This is a genomic window from Roseburia sp. AF25-13LB (genome assembly GCF_003478915.1).
In the GTDB taxonomy this organism is placed as follows: Bacteria; Bacillota; Clostridia; order Lachnospirales; family Lachnospiraceae; genus Roseburia_C; species Roseburia_C amylophila.
The window spans coordinates 268,848-287,550 of the sequence record NZ_QUFO01000001.1 but is presented as its reverse complement, the minus strand read 5'-3'; the positions used below and the strand labels follow the sequence as shown (position 1 = coordinate 287,550).

At 39.8% G+C, this 18,703-nt stretch carries 13 protein-coding genes, 1 pseudogene and 1 other annotated feature; of the genes and pseudogenes, 4 read left to right on the top strand and 10 right to left on the bottom strand.

Translation table 11 applies throughout. The features are described 5' to 3' along the window. Positions 1–79: 79 nt before the first annotated feature. Positions 80–472 (bottom strand): annotated as a pseudogene (locus DWY37_RS01375) (YodL domain-containing protein); the annotation flags it as partial. A 67-nt stretch (positions 473–539) separates the two neighbouring features. Between DWY37_RS01375 and DWY37_RS01370 the strand changes: the two are divergent. Continuing rightward, positions 540–734 carry a hypothetical protein gene (locus DWY37_RS01370; RefSeq protein ID WP_242986196.1) on the top strand — a complete coding sequence of 65 codons (195 nt, stop codon included), beginning with the start codon at positions 540–542 and terminating at the stop codon, positions 732–734. A 163-nt stretch (positions 735–897) separates the two neighbouring features. On the opposite strand, the gene DWY37_RS01365 is transcribed toward DWY37_RS01370, so the two are convergent. The 4 genes from DWY37_RS01365 to DWY37_RS01350 all read right to left on the bottom strand — a co-directional run bounded on the left by DWY37_RS01365 (position 898) and on the right by DWY37_RS01350 (position 8,597). Further along, a complete protein-coding gene (locus tag DWY37_RS01365) occupies positions 898–2,280 on the bottom strand; it encodes an HNH endonuclease (protein ID WP_118544391.1) in 1,383 nt (460 codons plus the stop codon). Between the two features lie 316 nt (positions 2,281–2,596). Further along, positions 2,597–5,017, bottom strand: coding sequence for a leucine--tRNA ligase (leuS, locus tag DWY37_RS01360; protein ID WP_117698990.1), 2,421 nt, complete (start codon positions 5,015–5,017; stop codon positions 2,597–2,599). A gap of 111 nt (positions 5,018–5,128) precedes the next feature. Then, complete coding sequence (locus tag DWY37_RS01355) at positions 5,129–6,430, bottom strand: InlB B-repeat-containing protein (RefSeq protein WP_117698991.1); 1,302 nt, start codon at positions 6,428–6,430, stop codon at positions 5,129–5,131. A gap of 73 nt (positions 6,431–6,503) precedes the next feature. Continuing rightward, positions 6,504–8,597, bottom strand: coding sequence for an elongation factor G (locus DWY37_RS01350; protein WP_118544392.1), 2,094 nt, complete (start codon positions 8,595–8,597; stop codon positions 6,504–6,506). Positions 8,598–8,916: 319 nt separating this feature from the next. Between DWY37_RS01350 and aroF the strand changes: the two genes are divergently transcribed. The 3 genes from aroF to aroA are packed head-to-tail and all read left to right on the top strand — an operon-like array spanning position 8,917 to position 12,364. Next, the gene (gene aroF / locus DWY37_RS01345) at positions 8,917–9,933 is read left to right on the top strand and encodes a 3-deoxy-7-phosphoheptulonate synthase (RefSeq protein ID WP_022243873.1); all 1,017 of its coding nucleotides are present in this window, start codon (positions 8,917–8,919) and stop codon (positions 9,931–9,933) included. A 1-nt stretch (position 9,934) separates the two neighbouring features. Beyond that, entirely contained in the window at positions 9,935–11,032 is a 1,098-nt protein-coding gene (locus tag DWY37_RS01340) for a prephenate dehydrogenase (RefSeq protein WP_117946983.1), read from the top strand. Positions 11,033–11,086: 54 nt separating this feature from the next. Next, positions 11,087–12,364: a 3-phosphoshikimate 1-carboxyvinyltransferase gene (gene aroA / locus DWY37_RS01335; RefSeq protein ID WP_117698994.1), complete on the top strand. Its 1,278-nt coding sequence runs from the start codon at positions 11,087–11,089 to the stop codon at positions 12,362–12,364. A 135-nt stretch (positions 12,365–12,499) separates the two neighbouring features. Here aroA and DWY37_RS01330 read toward each other — a convergent pair whose 3' ends face one another. The 5 genes from DWY37_RS01330 to DWY37_RS01310 form a co-directional block, all read right to left on the bottom strand. Beyond that, positions 12,500–12,841 (bottom strand): PilZ domain-containing protein, encoded by a 342-nt coding sequence (locus DWY37_RS01330; RefSeq protein ID WP_022243876.1) that lies wholly within the window; start codon positions 12,839–12,841, stop codon positions 12,500–12,502. A gap of 74 nt (positions 12,842–12,915) precedes the next feature. Beyond that, a complete protein-coding gene (gene queA, locus DWY37_RS01325; RefSeq protein ID WP_117698995.1) occupies positions 12,916–13,941 on the bottom strand; it encodes a tRNA preQ1(34) S-adenosylmethionine ribosyltransferase-isomerase QueA in 1,026 nt (341 codons plus the stop codon). Positions 13,942–13,958: 17 nt separating this feature from the next. Then, positions 13,959–16,382 carry a phenylalanine--tRNA ligase subunit beta gene (gene pheT / locus DWY37_RS01320; RefSeq protein ID WP_117698996.1) on the bottom strand — a complete coding sequence of 808 codons (2,424 nt, stop codon included), beginning with the start codon at positions 16,380–16,382 and terminating at the stop codon, positions 13,959–13,961. An 82-nt stretch (positions 16,383–16,464) separates the two neighbouring features. After that, entirely contained in the window at positions 16,465–17,484 is a 1,020-nt protein-coding gene (gene pheS / locus DWY37_RS01315) for a phenylalanine--tRNA ligase subunit alpha (RefSeq protein ID WP_117698997.1), read from the bottom strand. A 99-nt stretch (positions 17,485–17,583) separates the two neighbouring features. Further along, positions 17,584–17,800, bottom strand: a binding site (T-box leader). A 47-nt stretch (positions 17,801–17,847) separates the two neighbouring features. Then, positions 17,848–18,702, bottom strand: coding sequence for a YihY/virulence factor BrkB family protein (locus DWY37_RS01310; protein ID WP_117698998.1), 855 nt, complete (start codon positions 18,700–18,702; stop codon positions 17,848–17,850). Position 18,703: the final 1 nt, after the last annotated feature.

The following is an 18,703-nucleotide window of genomic DNA, read 5'->3' as shown; positions in this document are numbered from 1 at the left end:
ATTTATAATTCTTCCGACAATACGCAATAAAGCCGGAAGCCACGTTATCATCCATGACCTCCGACTCGTTCTGCTTATTCTACACTGTCCTTACACCCAAATCAACTCCTCTCTCCGTTTTATCTTTTCCCTGCTTTTCTTGAATAATCCTCTTATTGATCTCAAGCCGTTCATGAATGGATAATTTCTTATCTTTTCCATCTACCGCCTGCTTCTGCTGTGCCGGTTTTCTATCTGTTTTTCCTACATCCTTAACAACTTCATTCGCTTCGGTACTTGTTACCCTCTCATCTGCTCTTCCTTCATATCTTTCTGCTATCTGCTGTTCTCGTCTCTCCTTCACACCTTTTTCCTCCAGATTGCAAAAACTCTGCAGATACGGAAGCACATGATTCTGCATGTCTGTCAGATCTTCCATATACTTTTGGAACTCTTCACTTCCTTTGCCTTTCTGGTAATTGATCCAATACTCATGTCCGTCTGATTTCTTCTATTCCGACAGGCATACTATTTTTACAAGAGATTTTGAAAGTATTAACATGGTATTAACAACCGCCACAATTTACTATTATGGAATTGATACAAAAACCTATGAACCGAAAGTTACCAAACTTGCCTACTCAAAAACTGACGATTGCTTTTATATCGACAACGGAATACAAGACGCTCACATAAAAGCATTTGAAAAAGAGCAAATAAAAGAATCACTTTACTTAAAATATAACGCCCAATAACAAACAAGAGGACTTGCAAGGTTTCTAACCTTTCAAGTCCTCTGCTATATCATGGTACTGTTAGCCATGTCCGTTCCGTCAAGGACTGCCCTACGGCGTATCGGCTACGCCTTGTTCCTTGACCTCACTACATTTGCACAATCCGTTCTTCTGTCATTCCATACTATTCATCACTTTTTAAATGTTTGTTTGTAATAATTGGAATAACTTCTTCTGAATCATTTACAAACGCTAAAACTTCATTTACTATCTTAATCTTCCGATAACCACCTTTATGATAATGCAACATCTTATGATGATTTGAACAAACAACTATGAGATTATTAAGCCTATCCAAAGTTCCTTCTTCATCATATTCTTCAGACAGATTTTTTATATGATGTACTTCTACGTATTTTGTTCCATCTTGTTTTTCTATTGGCATTCTTTGCTCATTTGAACATAATTGGCATTCATAATCATATGCTCTTTTTAGTTTATCTATTAACTTATGATTTCGTTCTATCTTATTTTCTGATATTTCTTTTTTTCTGATTTCCTGCTCTTCCAAATCTATAATTTCATCAATTTCCTCTGTTAGTTCTTTTATCGTATTACTTTTTTTAGAACGAACATACCCTAATGACAAAATATACTCATCTATTGACATTTCATTCAACTTTGCTACATTATATATTGTTTGATAAATTTTGTCTTGTGAAGAAAAATATACGATATTGGGTGGCTCTATAATGTATTTACTTAACTCTTTCTTATACTTTATATTCTTATTTTCAGAAACATACTCATCAGCACGCCTTGATTTTTTATATCCATAAAAATCAAGAAATTCATCTAAATGCATTCCACAACGATGTGCATAATTTCGAATCCATTGATTTTCTGGTGATGAACTTAATTGTACAACACCATCAACCATATGTTCCTCAAAAAATTTGATTATTCTAGAATCTCTAATTGAATCCTTTTCTGTTAAACAACTTTCAAATCCAAGAAATTGAGCATATTCTTTTCCTTTCATATTTCTTTTATGAGCCGCTTTTTTAAAAAGCTGTTTAGAATCTCCATTTAGTAAAATACATTCCTTTTTCAAAATGCTATCCCGTTCACTACATTTCAGCACCTCATAGTCCATTTCATTATATATATTCATTTTTTCAACTATTGAAAGAGTTTTTAAATCCTCTGGAACAAATTCATCAAACATACATTTAACACATTTTTCATCAAAATATATTAAACATATTTTTCCATCCCTACTATTTTTAATAAGATACCGTCTTTGCTGTTTCTCATTCCAATAACTGAATTTGTGGTACATTAACATTTTTCTAAAAATTTTCTCATCATCTTCTGATAACATTTCCATAAACCAAGATGTATAATGCTTTATCCCATGAATTAACACTTTATTGACATTTGCTTTTGTACTCCATGTCATATCTGCTATTTCTTGATTTGTCATCTGATACTCGTAATATAATTTCTGTATTGCCTCCGAATCTAATTCCGAAGTAGTACCCCGATATTTTTCTGTATTTTCCATTACAATTTATCTCCCTACATAAACATATAACTATCTGAATAGATTTTACCATAATTGACAAGCAAAGTCACATTTCTATAAAAGGATTATAGCAAACAAGGATATGCAAAAATGCATATCCTTGTTTATTTGAAATATTTACTCCATTTTCTTTCAACTTTTACTCCAAATTTACTCCATTTTAAAAATCTGTTACGATATTATGCGGTATTCTATGATACCTTTTCTTTGAAGAAAAATGTCTGCAAACCTTGATTTTAAGCGAACTTTTCAATATTTCCAAGCACTTTATTCTGTTGTGAGAATTTCTTCTCAATTATTTCATTACAATGTTAATAATTTTGCCCGGTACATAAATCTCTTTGATCACATTGCCGGTAAGCTTATCTGCAATTGCAGCTTTTCCTGCAGCAAGTGCATCCTCTTTGGAAGCATCTTTTGCAATGCTGACAACACCCTTTGTCTTGCCGTTAATCTGTACTGCAATTTCAACTTCATCATCTTCCATTGCATCTTTATCATACTCCGGCCATCTTTCTGCAAATACAGAAGTATCATGACCAAGCTCGCTCCACAGTTCTTCTGCAATATGTGGTGCAAATGGAGCAAGAAGAAGCACATAAGTTTCAAGTGTCTTCTTATCTACGCCGCCCTTCTTGGAAAGGTCGATCAGTTTGTTGTTGTATTCCATGAATCCTGAAATTACAGTATTTAAGCTGAAGCTTTCCAGTCTCTGGGTAATATCATATACCAGTTTATGACGAATCTTAACCAGTTCTTTAGTCTCAGCAACATCTGCATCCTTCTGGCTCATTACAAGATTCCAGAATCTGGTGATGAAACGGTATACACCATCGATTCCACGATCATCCCACTCAGAATCCAATTCCGGTGGTCCAACAAACAGCTCATATAATCTTAAGGAATCACAGCCGTAGTCACGAACCAGATCATCCGGTGAGACGACATTTCCTTTAGATTTACTCATCTTGATACCATTCTTACCGGTAATCATACCCTGATTAAACAGTTTGGTAAATGGCTCATCAAAGTCAATTACTCCGATATCATATAAGAATTTGGTATAGAAACGGGAATACAGAAGATGCAGTACTGCATGCTCTACTCCACCGATATACATATCAACTGGAAGATATTTATCTGCTTTCTCGCGGCTTACTAATTCATCTTTGTTCTTGTTATCTACATAACGTAAGAAATACCAGGATGAACCTGCCCACTGAGGCATGGTATTGGTCTCACGTTTTGCAGGCTTACCACAGCAAGGACATGTGGTATTTACCCACTCCGTAATATCTGCCAACGGTGATTCTCCGGTACCTGTCGGCTGATAAGATTCAACCTCTGGTAACAGTAATGGAAGCTCTTCTTCCGGAACCGGAACTGCTCCACAATCCGGACAATGTACGATTGGAATTGGCTCGCCCCAGTAACGCTGGCGGGAGAATACCCAGTCTCTTAATTTATAGTTGGTTGTCTTCTTACCAAAGCCCATCTTTTCAATCATTTCCGGAGCTTCTTTCTTAAGAACGGATGACTCCATTCCATTCCAGTCACCAGAGTTAATCATAATACCTTTTGCTTCGGTATAAGCTTCGGTCATATTTTCAATTTCCTTACCATCTTTGGCAATAACCTGGATGATTGGAATATTGAATTTCTTTGCAAATTCAAAGTCACGGTCATCATGTGCAGGAACACACATAATTGCTCCGGTACCATAATCAGCTAATACATAATCAGAAAGCCAGATTGGAACCTTTGCACCATTCAGCGGATTGATTGCATAAGAACCGGTAAATACACCAGTCTTTTCTTTATCCTGCAAACGATCTACAGAAGATTTCAGGGATGACTGATAGATATAATCCTCTACTGCAGCTCTTGTCTCATCAGTTGCAAGCTCTTTTGCCAAAGCATGCTCCGGTGCAAGTACCATAAAGGTTGCTCCGTGAAGAGTATCCGGTCTTGTGGTATAAACAGTAATCTCTTTATCGCTTCCATCCACCTTAAAGTTGACTTCTGCTCCATTACTCTTACCAATCCAGTCCGTCTGCATTTTCTTAACCTTTTCCGGCCAGTCAAGTTTATCAAGGTCTGCAAGAAGACGATCAGCATATTTGGTAATCTTAAGCATCCACTGCTTTAAGTTCTTCTTGGTAACATCAGCACCACAACGCTCACATTTACCATTTACAACTTCTTCATTGGCAAGACCAGTCTTACAGGATGGGCACCAGTTAATTGGCATCTCTTTCTCATAAGCAAGTCCGGCTTTAAACATTTTTACAAAAATCCACTGTGTCCATTTGTAGAATTCAGGATCGGTGGTATTTACTTCCATATCCCAGTCATAGATTGCAGCAATTTCCTGAATCTGACGCTTGATATTCCTGATATTTTCAGCGGTAGATTTTTCCGGATGAACACCCATCTTAATTGCGTAGTTCTCTGCCGGAAGACCAAATGCATCCCATCCCATCGGGTGAATGACATAATATCCATGCATAAGCTTATAGCGGCTCCATACATCAGATATTACATAGCCTCTCCAGTGACCTACATGGAGTCCGTTTCCGGATGGGTATGGAAACATATCCAGACAATAGTATTTCGGCTTCTTGCCATCATTTACGTTAATTGGCTTATCTTCCCAGACTTTACGCCATTTCTGCTCTACCGCTCTGTGATTATACGGTACTGTTGTTTGTGACATCTTCAATTCCTCCTAATTAAAACAGCTTTCGTCCATAAAATAAGGACATGCTGATAGAATGCCTTTTTAGAGACTTATACTCATAAAATTCTATCACATGCCCTCAATTTGTCAAGGAAAAATGGTATTTGTATCAATTGTAAGAATCCGGTCTATCGGACAAATGCTCTTCCCTTTTCCGTCTGTGCCTTCAAAATATTTCGAGCTTGCCGATTCAAACAGCACATAGATATTGCCGTCTGCATAATTAATTTCTTCGGAACATGGTGGCATTTCCACCTTAAGTTCCGGTGCCCGCGGCTTTGTATCCATTGCATCTACATTCTGGTAAATCTTTAAATAGGATGAATTGCTTCTTCCATAGGATGTGCTTAAATACACTCTGTCCTGTTCATCAAAAGCAATTCCCTGCACCTTTTCCGGTATCTGGTAGCGCTGCTGTTCCATCAGTTCTCCATCCTGATATTTATAAGAAATCATAATGGATTTGAATAAGGCATTGTGTGTTGCTACCCAGAGAATTCCATCATGCCAGGTAATGCAGGATGGCATATTCGCTACACGGTATTCTTCAAACATTCCGGTGGCATCCACAAAAATCTTCGGTTTGGACTCTGCAATCTTTTTTATATAACTGTAACTAAGCCGCTCCAAAGACCTCGTATCCGAATGGCAGATCCAGACATTTCTTCCATCGTAGGTAAGTCCTCCAAGATGGCTGTTCTTTTTCATGCCAAGAGTAACCATATATTCTCCGGTCTCTTTGTCAAAGATATAAAGGGCTCCAAGGCTTTCCGAATCATCCGTATTATATGCTGTAATCATATAATAATCTTCGGTAATGCAGATACCCTGCGGACACTGGTTGTCCGTGGATGTCATATTCTGTGCATAATCCTGTTCCCTGGTGGATGGCATTCCCGGAATATTTACATCATAGGCAAAGCTGAATCCACAATCCTTTAACATCCGGTCATTTCCGCTCATCTGTGATGCCGTGGAATATGGATACATTTCCACGCTGTAAGAAGAATCAATCTTCTTGGTCCATTTTGCGTATAAAGATACGTCTCCGAAATTATCAATGTTTATCTCTGTAATCTTATTCTGATAACTGCTTTCGGTATACCAGCCAGCGAAATTATATCCCGGTTTTTCCGGTATATCAAGGGTTAGAGGAAGTTCTTCTATAATATAGTTATAAGTCAAATCAGAAGAAGGGATTCCACCATTTAAGTAATAGGTGATATCATAATCTTCCTTTAATACATTGGCATCTTCCGGCTCCATGCTGTAATAAAGAGAGGTAGTGATTGGCAGAGAACGAAGTGCTTTTGCTTCTGAGAACTGCGAATTATCGAAAAACAGTGCAATAATCAAAACAATTGCAAAAAATGTTCTTTTCTTTCCCATGTCACCACCACCTCTCTTTCCTCATCCGTTTGTCTTAACAGATATTTTTTCTCATTACACTTATCTCACTACACTATTTATCCTCTTCTGAAGCAAGCTTGGATGCCCGTTCTTCCATCTGTACCCTTGCGACTTCCTCCGGTGCCTGTTCGTATCTGGCAAACTGGTAGGAGAAATTTCCGCTTCCCTGCGTCATGGAACGAAGTCTTGTGCCATAACCATATAATTCAATATAAGGAATATCCGCTAAAATCTCGGTGGTTCCTTTGTTATCCGGTGTCATGCCCAGAACTCTTGCCCGCTTCTTATTTAAATCTCCCATTACATCTCCGGTATAAACGTCTGGTAATGTAACCTTAAGGCTGGCAATCGGTTCTAAAAGCACCGGCTTTGCTTCTAAGATTCCTTTCTTTAAGGCTTCTCTTGCAGCAACCTTAAATGCCATTTCCGAAGAATCTACTGCATGATAGGAACCGTCATAAAGCACTGCCTTGATACCAAGTACCGGATATGCCGCCAAAGGTCCTTTCTGCACGCCCTCCTGAAGCCCTTTTTCTACTGCAGGGAAAAAATTCTTCGGAACCGCTCCGCCAACCACTTCCTGCGAGAACTCATAGGCTTCCTTAAGATTTCCCGATGGTGAAAAACGCATCTTTACATGTCCATACTGGCCATGTCCACCAGACTGTTTCTTATATTTATATTCCACATCTGAGGTTCCGCGGATGGTTTCACGGAACGCAACCTTCGGACGGCTCAGTTCAATCTCTACTTTATATTTATTCTTTAAGGTTTCTACCAGAACCTCCAACTGCTGTTCCCCGATACCATAAATCAGTGTCTGGTGATTAGCACTGTCATTTACCGTCTTAATGGTTAAGTCCTCCTGCATGATTTTCTGCAGTGCCTGGGAAATTTTATCTTCATCACCTTTATTCTTTGCTTTATACCTCATGCCGGTATATGGCTCTGAAATACTTGTCCGGATAAAAAGTATCGGATTGGCTCTTGTAGACAGGGAATCGGTTGTCATAGCTCCGGAAAGCTTTGCTAATGCTCCGATATCTCCGGCATGAAGCTCCGGTACTTCCTGTGGTTTGCTGCCGCACATTACATAGAGTTTTCCAATCCTGCCTTCTGTATCCCGATGATGATTAAAAAGCAAATCATCGGTTTTTAACACACCGGAATTTACTTTTATCAGAGAATATTTTCCAATAAACGGGTCTACAATTGTTTTAAAGATATATGCTGATTTTGGCTTTGAGAAATCATAATCTGCAGAATATACTTCATTGCTCTTGGCATTGATTCCAGTACAGGAACGCTTATCCGGGCTTGGGAAATATTTTACAATGTCATCTAACAAGGTGTACATACCCTGTGCAAGAATACTGGAACCCATGGAAACCGGAACCATGCTGGCATCTGCCACATTCACGCGAAGTGCCTGACGGATTTCGTTTTCTGAGAATTCATCACCATTAAAATACCGCTCCATAAATTCTTCACTGGTTTCTGCTACCGCTTCCATCAGGGCATCGGTACAGATTCCAAGGTTATTCTGGCTGTATTCCGGAATCTCACATTCTACTACTTCACCCTTATCATTCCATCTCTGGGCACTCTTACGAACCACATTGATATAGCCTACAAATTTCTCGTTTTCACGAATTGGCAGATGGAATGGAGCAATCCGCTTGCCATATAACTGCTGTAAATCTTCTACTACCTGCCGGAAGCTTGCATTATCAATATCCATCTCCGTAACAAATATCATTCTCGGAAGATTGTATTTCTCGCAGATGTCCCAGGCTTTCTTCGTACCGACTTCAATTCCGTTCTTGCCGGATACCACGATAATTGCTGCATCTGCGGCACTGACTGCTTCTTCCACTTCACCGACAAAGTCGAAATATCCCGGAGTATCTAAGAAATTAATCTTGGTATTATCCCAGATAACCGGAACAACCGAAGTATGGATGGAAAACTGTCTTTTGATTTCTTCTTTATCAAAATCACTGATAGTATTTCCATCAGAAATCTTTCCCATACGGGTTGTCATGCCGGATAAATATGCCATTGCTTCCACCAGACTGGTCTTTCCCGCTCCACCATGTCCTAAAAGCACGACGTTTCTGATTCTGTCCGTTGTAAATACTTCCATATGTTATTCCTCCTGTACTATAGATTTATGTATATATTTTACTAAATCAAGTTATTTTCTTCAACCATATTATGTATTATACACAACATTTATGAATGAATTGTAAATATGTAGTAAACATTTTGCACTATTTTTGATGATTTTATTGTGAAATTTTATGTTTTCGCACGTTAAACTTTAACGCTTTAAAGTATTGACATTATATTCTGATTCCGTTATAGTATACATGCACCACCGGAGAGATGCGGTTGCATTCCGTTTCTTCTCATATTATAATAGTCCGGTCAGGTGACATTTTTTTAAGTGAGGATTATAAATTATGATTATTGTTATGAAACCATCCGCTCTTCCACAGGATGTAGATAAAATTGTAGATGCAGTGGAAAAAGAAGGATTAAAAACACATCTTTCCCATGGTGAAGAAGTTACCATTATCGGAGTTGTCGGCGATAAAACCAAATTAGATATTCAGCGCATTGAAGCCAGCCCTGAAGTAGAAAAGGTAGTTCCAATTACCGAAAGCTACAAGCTTGCCAATAAGAAGTTCCACCCACAGCCAACCAGCTTCAAGGTTAAGGATACCGTAATCGGTCCTGATACCATGACAATTATGGCTGGTCCCTGTGCCGTCGAAACAGAAGAACAGCTTCTTTGCATTGCCCGTGCAGTCAAGAAGGCAGGAGCAACCATTCTTCGTGGTGGTGCTTACAAGCCTCGTACTTCCCCATACTCTTTCCAGGGTCTTGAGGAAGAAGGTTTAAAATATATGAAGACCGCTTCTGATGAAACAGGTCTTGCAACCATTTGTGAAGTAACCAGTGCACATGCCGTAGAATCTGCTGTAAAATATGTCAGCATGCTTCAGGTCGGTGCCAGAAATATGCAGAACTTCGAATTATTAAAAGAAGTTGGCCGTGCCGGTCTTCCTGTCTTATTAAAGAGAGGTCTGTCTGCTACGATTGATGAATGGCTGAATGCAGCAGAATATATTATCTCTTCCGGAAGTCCAAACGTTGCATTATGTGAACGTGGTATCCGTACTTTTGAGACTTCCACCAGAAATACCTTAGACTTAAGTGCAGTATGTGTCTTAAAGGAACGTACCCATCTTCCGGTCATCGTTGACCCAAGCCATGCAACCGGTGTCCGCTCTTTCGTTGAGCCGCTTGCTAAAGCCGGTATTGCCTGCGGTGCCGATGGTCTGATGATTGAAGTACATAATGACCCTGCACATGCACTTTCCGATGGTCCGCAGTCTCTGAACTTCGAACAGTTCGATTCTGTTATGGAACATATCAAACCATATATTTCCTTAAGCGGAAGGAGCTTAATGTAACATGGACTTTAAGAAAATCGGTTTTATTGGTCTTGGTCTTATCGGCGGTTCGATGGCTAAGACCATAAAACGCATTTACCCGGAAACAGAACTGATTGCCACATCCGGTCATCTTTCTACCATAACTGCAGCTTTTGAGGACCATACTATTTCCAATGATACGCTGCTTGCAATGAAAGATTTCTCCGACTGTGATATTATCTTTCTCTGCTGTCCGGTACAGAAAAATATTGAATACATAAAAGAATTAAAGCCCTTTTTGAAAAAGGGCTGTATTCTTTCTGATGTAGGAAGTGTCAAAGGGGATATTCATGAAAGTATTACAGCCCTTGAGTTAGAATCCTTTTTTATTGGCGGACATCCTATGGCAGGTTCTGAAAAGACCGGCTATCAGGCTGCAACCGCCTATTTATTGGAAAATGCTTATTATATTTTAACCCCGACTGCAAAAACTGATACCGCAGTGCTTCATGCGTTCCGGGATTATATTGCATCATTAGGCTCAGTTCCTATGATTATGGATGCGAAAACCCATGACTATGCAACCGCTTCTATCAGTCATCTGCCGCATATTATTGCAGCAAGTCTTGTGAATCTGATTCGTGAAACCGATGATGAAAATGAGACGATGAAGACGATTGCAGCAGGCGGATTTAAAGATATTACAAGAATTGCATCCTCTTCTCCTGTAATGTGGCAGCATATCTGTGCCTCTAACCGGGAGCAGATTTTAACACTCATTGACCGCTATACGGAAGAATTAAATACCATGCGTAGTCTGATTGCAGAAAAAAAAGAAAAGGAAATCTATGATTTCTTCTCTCATGCCAAGGATTACCGGGATTCTATCACCATTACTTCTTCCGGTCCATTGCGTAAAGTCTTTGAATGTTATTGTGATCTGATTGATGAAGCCGGTGGAATTGCAACCATTGCTACGATTCTTGCCAGCAACAATATCAGTATTAAAAATATTGGAATTATCCATAACCGTGAATTTGAAAACGGTGTACTTCGTATTGAATTATATGAAGAAGAAGCACTTAACTGTGCCATTGCACTGCTTCGCAAATATCACTATACGGTTTATGAACGATAATATTTAGATAAAATATTGACAATATTTCAGAATACATCCAGAAAGGATTTTATTATGCAGATCAAAAAAGCCCATGCCTTACATGGAGAAATAAATATTCCGGGAGACAAATCCATTTCCCATCGTGCAATTATGTTTGGTTCGCTTTCCAACGGCACAACCGAAATCACCAATTTTTTAGAGGGTGCCGACTGTCTTTCTACGATTTCCTGCTTTCAGGAAATGGGCATTGAAATTGAACGGGAAAAAAGCCGTGTCCTTGTCCATGGAAAAGGATTACACGGTCTAAAGGAGCCACAGCATATCTTAGACGCGGGGAACAGTGGAACTACTACCCGGCTGATTTCTGGTATCTTAGCCGGTAATCCATTTGTCAGCCAGTTAGATGGGGATGATTCCCTTCGCACCCGTCCCATGAAGCGTATCATGGAACCACTTCGTCTCATGCAGGCAGATATCGAAAGTTTAAAGGATAACAACTGTGTTCCTTTAAAAATAACCGGACATGAATTACATGCCATTGATTATACTTCAAAGGTTGCATCTGCCCAGGTAAAATCCTGTATCCTTTTAGCCGGCTTATATGCGGACGGAATTACCAGCGTAACGGAACCGGTACTCTCCCGCAACCACACAGAACTAATGCTTCGCTCTTTCGGTGCTAAAGTCACCTCTGAAGGAACAACTGCATCCATTGCACCGGATCCTGTTTTAAACGGACTGAAAGTGGAAGTTCCTGGAGATATTTCTTCGGCAGCCTATTTTATTGCGGCAGCGTTACTTACTCCTGGTTCCGAAGTCTTAATCCGCAATGTTGGAGTCAATCCCACAAGAGACGGCATCTTAAAGGTTGCCAAAGCAATGGGCGGCTCCATCGAACGGCTGAATCCAAGAACTGCATCCGGTGAGCCGGTCTGCGACCTTCTGGTAAAAGGCAGTTCACTTCATGGTACCGTGGTGGAAGGGGAACTCATCCCGACTTTAATTGATGAAATCCCTGTGATTGCTGTTATGGCAGCCTTTGCAGAAGGAATCACCATTATCCGGGATGCTGCAGAACTTAAGGTAAAGGAAACCGACCGTATTCTTACGGTAACAGATAACTTAAAGTTATTAGGCTGTGATGTTACCCCAACGGATGATGGCATGATTATTCACGGCGGAAAGACCTTACACACCGCAGCCATAGATGCAGGACTTGACCACCGGATTGCCATGAGCTTTGCCATTGCTGCGCTAAATATTGATGGTGGTATCGAATTAGAGCATTCTGAAATTGCAGAGGTTTCTTACCCTGATTTCTACAAAGATTTGCAGAAATTGTACATCTAAAATATAAATCAGTTTAAAACATACAGTGTCTATCACTGGCAGTTCTTTACAAATGCTTGATAATATCAAAAAAACCATGGAAAAAAGTTCCATGGTTTTCTTTTACAACATAGTTTTTATATCTAAGTTTATCTTTTAGACATCATTGAAAATCTGATAAATATCAATTTTTAATGCATCGGTATCTGACATTCCAACAAATACACAGCCATATTTATAAGTTCCGTCCCCCTTCGGGTCACATCTGACAATCTCAAGTACCGCATCAATGACCTCTTTCGTCCAAATCTGAATCTTGGTATCATAGTAGGTTCCAACTTTCAAATTCTGGTCAGAAACAAATCCGATTCCGGAACGTGAAATATCGGTAACTACCACATGAATAAATTTTAAAGTAGTAATATCATCCTGATCCAAACGTTCCAGCTGAACAGATACATCTAAATCCAATCGTTTATGTTTTCTTCTCTCGTCCATAGTCCTCTCCTTCTATCAAGATTAAAGCTAATAAAATTATTTTATCCTATATTTCGAATTCTGACAATAAGAAATTATTTTATCAGCATAGCATCCCCAAAACTAAAGAAACGGTATTTTTCTTCTACTGCTTTCTTATAGGCAGCCAGAATATGTTCCCTGCCTGCAAGAGCAGACACCAACATCACAAGGGTAGACTGTGGCAGGTGGAAATTCGTAATCAGAGCATCTATAACTTTAAACTTATAGCCCGGATAGATAAAGATATCCGTCCATCCGCTCTTTTCCCGTAAGGTGCCATCTTCTTCTGCTGCAGACTCTAAAGTTCTTGTACTGGTGGTTCCCACGGCAATTACCCGGTGGCCATTTGCTTTGGCACGATTGATTTTATCGGCTTCCGACTGTTCGATCCGGTAGAATTCCGAATGCATATGGTGCTCTTCGATGGTATCTACTTTTACCGGACGGAAAGTGCCAAGTCCCACATGAAGGGTAACTTCTGCTATATCTATGCCCATATCACGAATCTGCTGTAATAATTCCGGTGTAAAATGAAGTCCCGCTGTTGGGGCAGCGGCAGAACCATCATATTTGGCATATACTGTCTGATAACGGTTCTTATCCTTTAACTGATGGGTAATATAAGGCGGCAATGGCATCTGACCAAGCTGGTCTAAAATTTCTTCAAAGATTCCATCATAGTGAAACTGAATCAGCCGGTTACCATCTTCTACGACCTCTAAGACTTCTCCAGTCAAAAGTCCCTCTCCAAAAGAAATCTTAACACCAGGATTACATTTCTTTCCCGGTTTTACCAGTGTTTCCCAGATATCATTTTCTTTTCTCTTTAAAAGAAGAATCTCTATTTTGGCTTCCGTTCCCTCTTTGACTCCAAACAGTCTTGCCGGAATTACCTTGGTATTATTTAACACAAGACAGTCTCCCGGCTGCAGATAATCTACTACATCACGGAATATTTTATGTTCAATATCTCCTGTTTTCTTATCTAAGACCATGAGTCTGGAACTGGAACGATCCTCCAGAGGATCCTGCGCAATCAGTTCCTCCGGTAAATCGTAATCAAAATCTTTTACATCCATGTTTCTTTCCTCTATTTCTAAGCTCTCAGTTCAATCTTCATTGCTTCTAATGCTTTTACAATGCGGTTCATTGCTCCGCTTAAATCTGCTTCCTCTAAGTTCTTATCCTTTGCACGGAAGGTCAGTGAATAAGCAATAGATTTATAACCCGGTTTAATCTGGGCTCCTTCATAAATATCGAACAGTGTGTAGCTTTCTAAGTAAGCGCCACCCTTGCTGTCGAATACTTTTTCGATATCTCCTGCAAGAATCTCTTTTGGAACAACCATACTGATATCACGGGTTGCTGCCGGGAATTTGGCAATACCTTCGTATTTACGGTCAAAGGTTGTTTCATCCATAATAGATGGCATATCAATCACTGCAACGTATACTCTGTCTTTGATATTGTAATTAGCCGCTACAATCGGATGAACCTCTCCTAAGTAACCAACTACTTTACCATCATATACAATGTTTGCCTGACGGCCCGGATGCAGATAAGGTCTTCCGGACTTCGGATCATATTCAGCTTTCATCGTCATTCCAACTTTATAGAAGAATTCTTCTACCACGCCCTTCATGGTAAAGAAATCACCTTCACCATACATACCAAGGGTAAACTGCATTCTCTCGTCTGGAAGTTCCGTTACCGGTACACTCTTTGGCAGATAAATGTTGCCTAATTCATAGAGACGTACATCTTTATTTCTTCTGTTGTAGTTGGTTGATAAAGATGTCAGCATTCCATTTAAGGATGTGGTACGCATAATACTGAAATCTTCTCCCAAAGGATTGGAAATTGTTACGGTCTGGCGTAATGGTGAATCTTCCGGAAGTAATAATTTATCAAATACCTTCGGGCTTTCGAAGGAGTAATTCATGCCCTGTGAAAAACCGCAGAACTCTGCAATTTCTCTTGCAATTGCTTCGATTCTTAATTTATAGGATAACATTCCGGTAGTAGCTTCTCCGCTTGGCAGGGTTGTTGGAATGTTTGCATAACCAAAGAATCTTGCTACCTCTTCTGCAAGGTCTGCATCACACTCTAAGTCCTGTCTCCAGGATGGAACTAATACTTCATTGGTTTCTTTATCATAACCTAATTCCAGACGTTTAAAATAGGAAAGCATTTCTTCCGGCTTAACATTGGTTCCTAATAATTTATTGTATTTCTCCGGTTCAAAAGGAATCCGTCTGCCCTCTTTCTTATTCTCGTAAATATCAATGGCTCCGCCAACTACTTCACCGGCACCTAATTCTTCGATTAACTGGCAGGCTCTGTTCATAGCTTCCATAGCAAGGTTCGGATCCAGACCTTTTTCAAATTTGGAAGACGCATCGGTACGAAGCCCGATTTTCTTACCGGAAAGGCGGATATTGGTTCCATCGAAGCATGCAGCTTCAAAAAGCATGGTTTTTACATTGTCTGTAATCATGGAATTCTCGCCACCCATAATACCTGCAATACCGATTGCTTTCCTGCCATCACAAATCATCAGAACGTTTTCATCCAAAGTACGCTCCTGACCATCCAAAGTTGTAAATAATTCGCCTTTTCCGGCACGTCTTACAACAATCTCTTTTCCCTCGATGGTATCCCAGTCATATGCATGCATCGGCTGTCCGTATTCTTCCATAACATAGTTGGTAATGTCCACAATGTTATTGATTGGACGGATTCCCTGGGCTGCAAGTCTGCGCTGCATCCACTTTGGTGATGGAGCAATCTTAATATTCTTTACCACACGGGCGGTATAACGAGGACATAATTCTTTGTCTACTACATTTACTTTAATATAGTCATTGACATCCTCATCATTTCCGGTCTCAGTTACAACCGGCGGTACAAATTCTTTCTTAAAGGTTGCTGCTGCTTCTCTGGCAATTCCAAGGATTGAGAAACAGTCTACACGGTTGTTTGTAATCTCATATTCCACAATAGTATCGTCAAGGCCTAATGCTTTAATTGCATCATCACCCGGTTTTACCTCATCCTCTGCGAAGATGTAGATACCATATTCCGGAGCTTCCGGATACATATCACGGGTAGAACCAAGTTCTTCAATGGAGCACATCATTCCATTGGACTCAATTCCTCTTAATTTCCCTTTTTTTATTTTGATGCCGCCTTCTGTCATCTTTCCATCATGTCCACCGGCAACACGTCCGCCATCTAATACAACCGGAACTTTATCTCCTTCTTTTACATTCGGAGCACCGGTTACAATCTGTACGTCCTCACCTGTTCCCACATCTACCTGACAGATAATTAATTTATCAGCATCCGGATGCGGCTCGATTTTCTTAATCTGTCCAACGACGATTTTCTCTAAATCGGCATCCATTTTCTTGTAAAATTCTACTTTTGAACCGGACAGAATCATTGCATCGGTATATTCCTGTGCATCTACATTAAGTCCCGGAACCAAAGCTTCTATCCATTTTAATGATGTATTCATATTGTTTCTCCTTCTATCAACTCTCTACTGTGTTCTTTTCTTTCCGACTACAGGAAGCATGTCCCTTCAACTTCCCTGTTCATTAAAACTGTCTTAAGAAACGGTCATCATTCTCATACAAGAGACGCATATCATCAATTTCATATTTCAATAAAGCAATACGCTCAAGACCAACTCCGAATGCAAATCCTGAATATTCTTCCGGATCAATACCGCTCATACGAAGCACCTTCGGATGAACCATTCCACAGCCTAAGATTTCAATCCATCCCTCTCCCTTACAGAAACGGCATCCTTTACCGCCACATTTAAAGCAGGTGACATCCATCTCTGCACTTGGCTCTGTAAACGGGAAGTGATGCGGACGGAATTTTACTTTGGTTTCCGGTCCGAACAGACGGGCTGCAAACTCCTGCAGCGTTCCCTTTAAATCTGCAAATGTAATATTCTTATCGATTACCATTCCCTCAATCTGGTGGAAAGATGGTGAATGGGTTGCATCTACTTCATCTGCACGGAATACTCTTCCCGGTGCAATCATACGGATTGGAAGCTTGCCTTTTTCCATGACACGGACCTGTACCGGTGAAGTCTGGGTACGAAGCACGATTTTATCATTAATATAGAACGTATCCTGCTCGTCTTTTGCAGGATGATTTGCAGGAATATTTAACGCTTCAAAGTTATAATAATCATATTCTACTTCCGGTCCTTCCACTACTTCATAGCCCATACCGGTAAAGATACGCTCTACTTCTTCCAATGCAATGGTATTCGGATGACGATGGCCGACACGGTTCTTTTTAGCCGGAAGTGTAACATCAATTACTTCATGTTTTAATTTCAGTTCCATCTGGGCAGCTTCTAATTTCTGCTTTGTCTCATCTAATTTCTTTTCAATAGCTTCCCTGGTCTCGTTTACCAGCTGTCCTACCAGAGGTCTGTCCTCCGGTGCAACATCCTTCATTCCTTTTAATACTGCGGTGAGTTCACCTTTCTTTCCGAGAAATGCAACTCTGACATCATTCAGTTTGCCAAGTTCGCCGGATGATTCAATCTGATGAATTGCCTCTTCCCTGATTTTCTGCAGCTTTTCTTTCATAATAATATCTCCTTCTATCATTTTATTTCATTCATAAATAAACTACGAGAAATACGCTTTGCGAATTTTTCACGTAAAAAACGCGAAGCATTTTCTTCCCATAGGGACGAAATTACTCCGCGGTACCACCCTGATTTCTAAATCATTAGACACTTATAAATACTTAACGCGTATCACGTCACAGACTACTAACATTCACCTGTGCAGCTTCCGTGCGAAATTCAATTACTGCCTTACCTTAAGGAAACTTTCAGCCGATGATTTCCTCTCTCTTTAAAAAGTACAATAACCTACTGAACACTTTCATTGCCTTTTACTTTTTCACTAAATGTTATAATACCACAGGGTTTCTAAAACTTCAAGTTATTTTTTATCCCGTTTCCGCTCCTTCTTCTGCTGTATGAATCCTGCAATATATTCGTCGAATACCACATTAAATTCCGCACATAACATCAGGATATACATGCAAAAATACATCCACAACATAATTAATACCAATGTAGTCAGGCTTCCATACATGGAAAATCCATTAAAATAATTCACATAGATAGATAATCCGGCAGAAAACACACACCAGGCAATGGCACAAAGTACTGCACCCGGAAGCTGGGAACGAAAGGTTGCCTTACGGTTTGGTATCAATGTAAAAATCACTACAAAGAGAATGACTAACACCAGTATCATAATAAGGCTTCCACGTTCAAATATGAGGCTTACAATATGTGTCATTATCGGAATATGCTTCACCAGAAGATGTTCTAATGATTTGCCAAATACCAGTAATACCAGCGAGATTACAATAGCAATGACAAATACAACGGTATAAATAATCGCCCAGAAACGGAGAACAAACCAGTTTCTGGTCTCCACAATATCATTTACCACATTCAACCCATTTGCCATATACTGCACACCCTTGGCTGCCGACCACACTGCTGCAATGGCTGCAATCGATACGATTCCAAAGGATTTGGTATAGACTTCATTGATAATATTTACCAGAAACGGCGCAATATATTCAGGCATTGTTTCATTTACAATCTGTAAAATCATCCCTTCCGTTACCGGCGTGTACTGCAAAAGGGAACTGAACACCATAAGAAACGGGATACTGGATAAGAGGATAAAAAATGCTGCCTGTGCTGCAAATGCATTGATATTATCCCGTTTACATTTATCTAAAAATGATTTTACATTTCCAATCAGTTTCCAGAGCAAA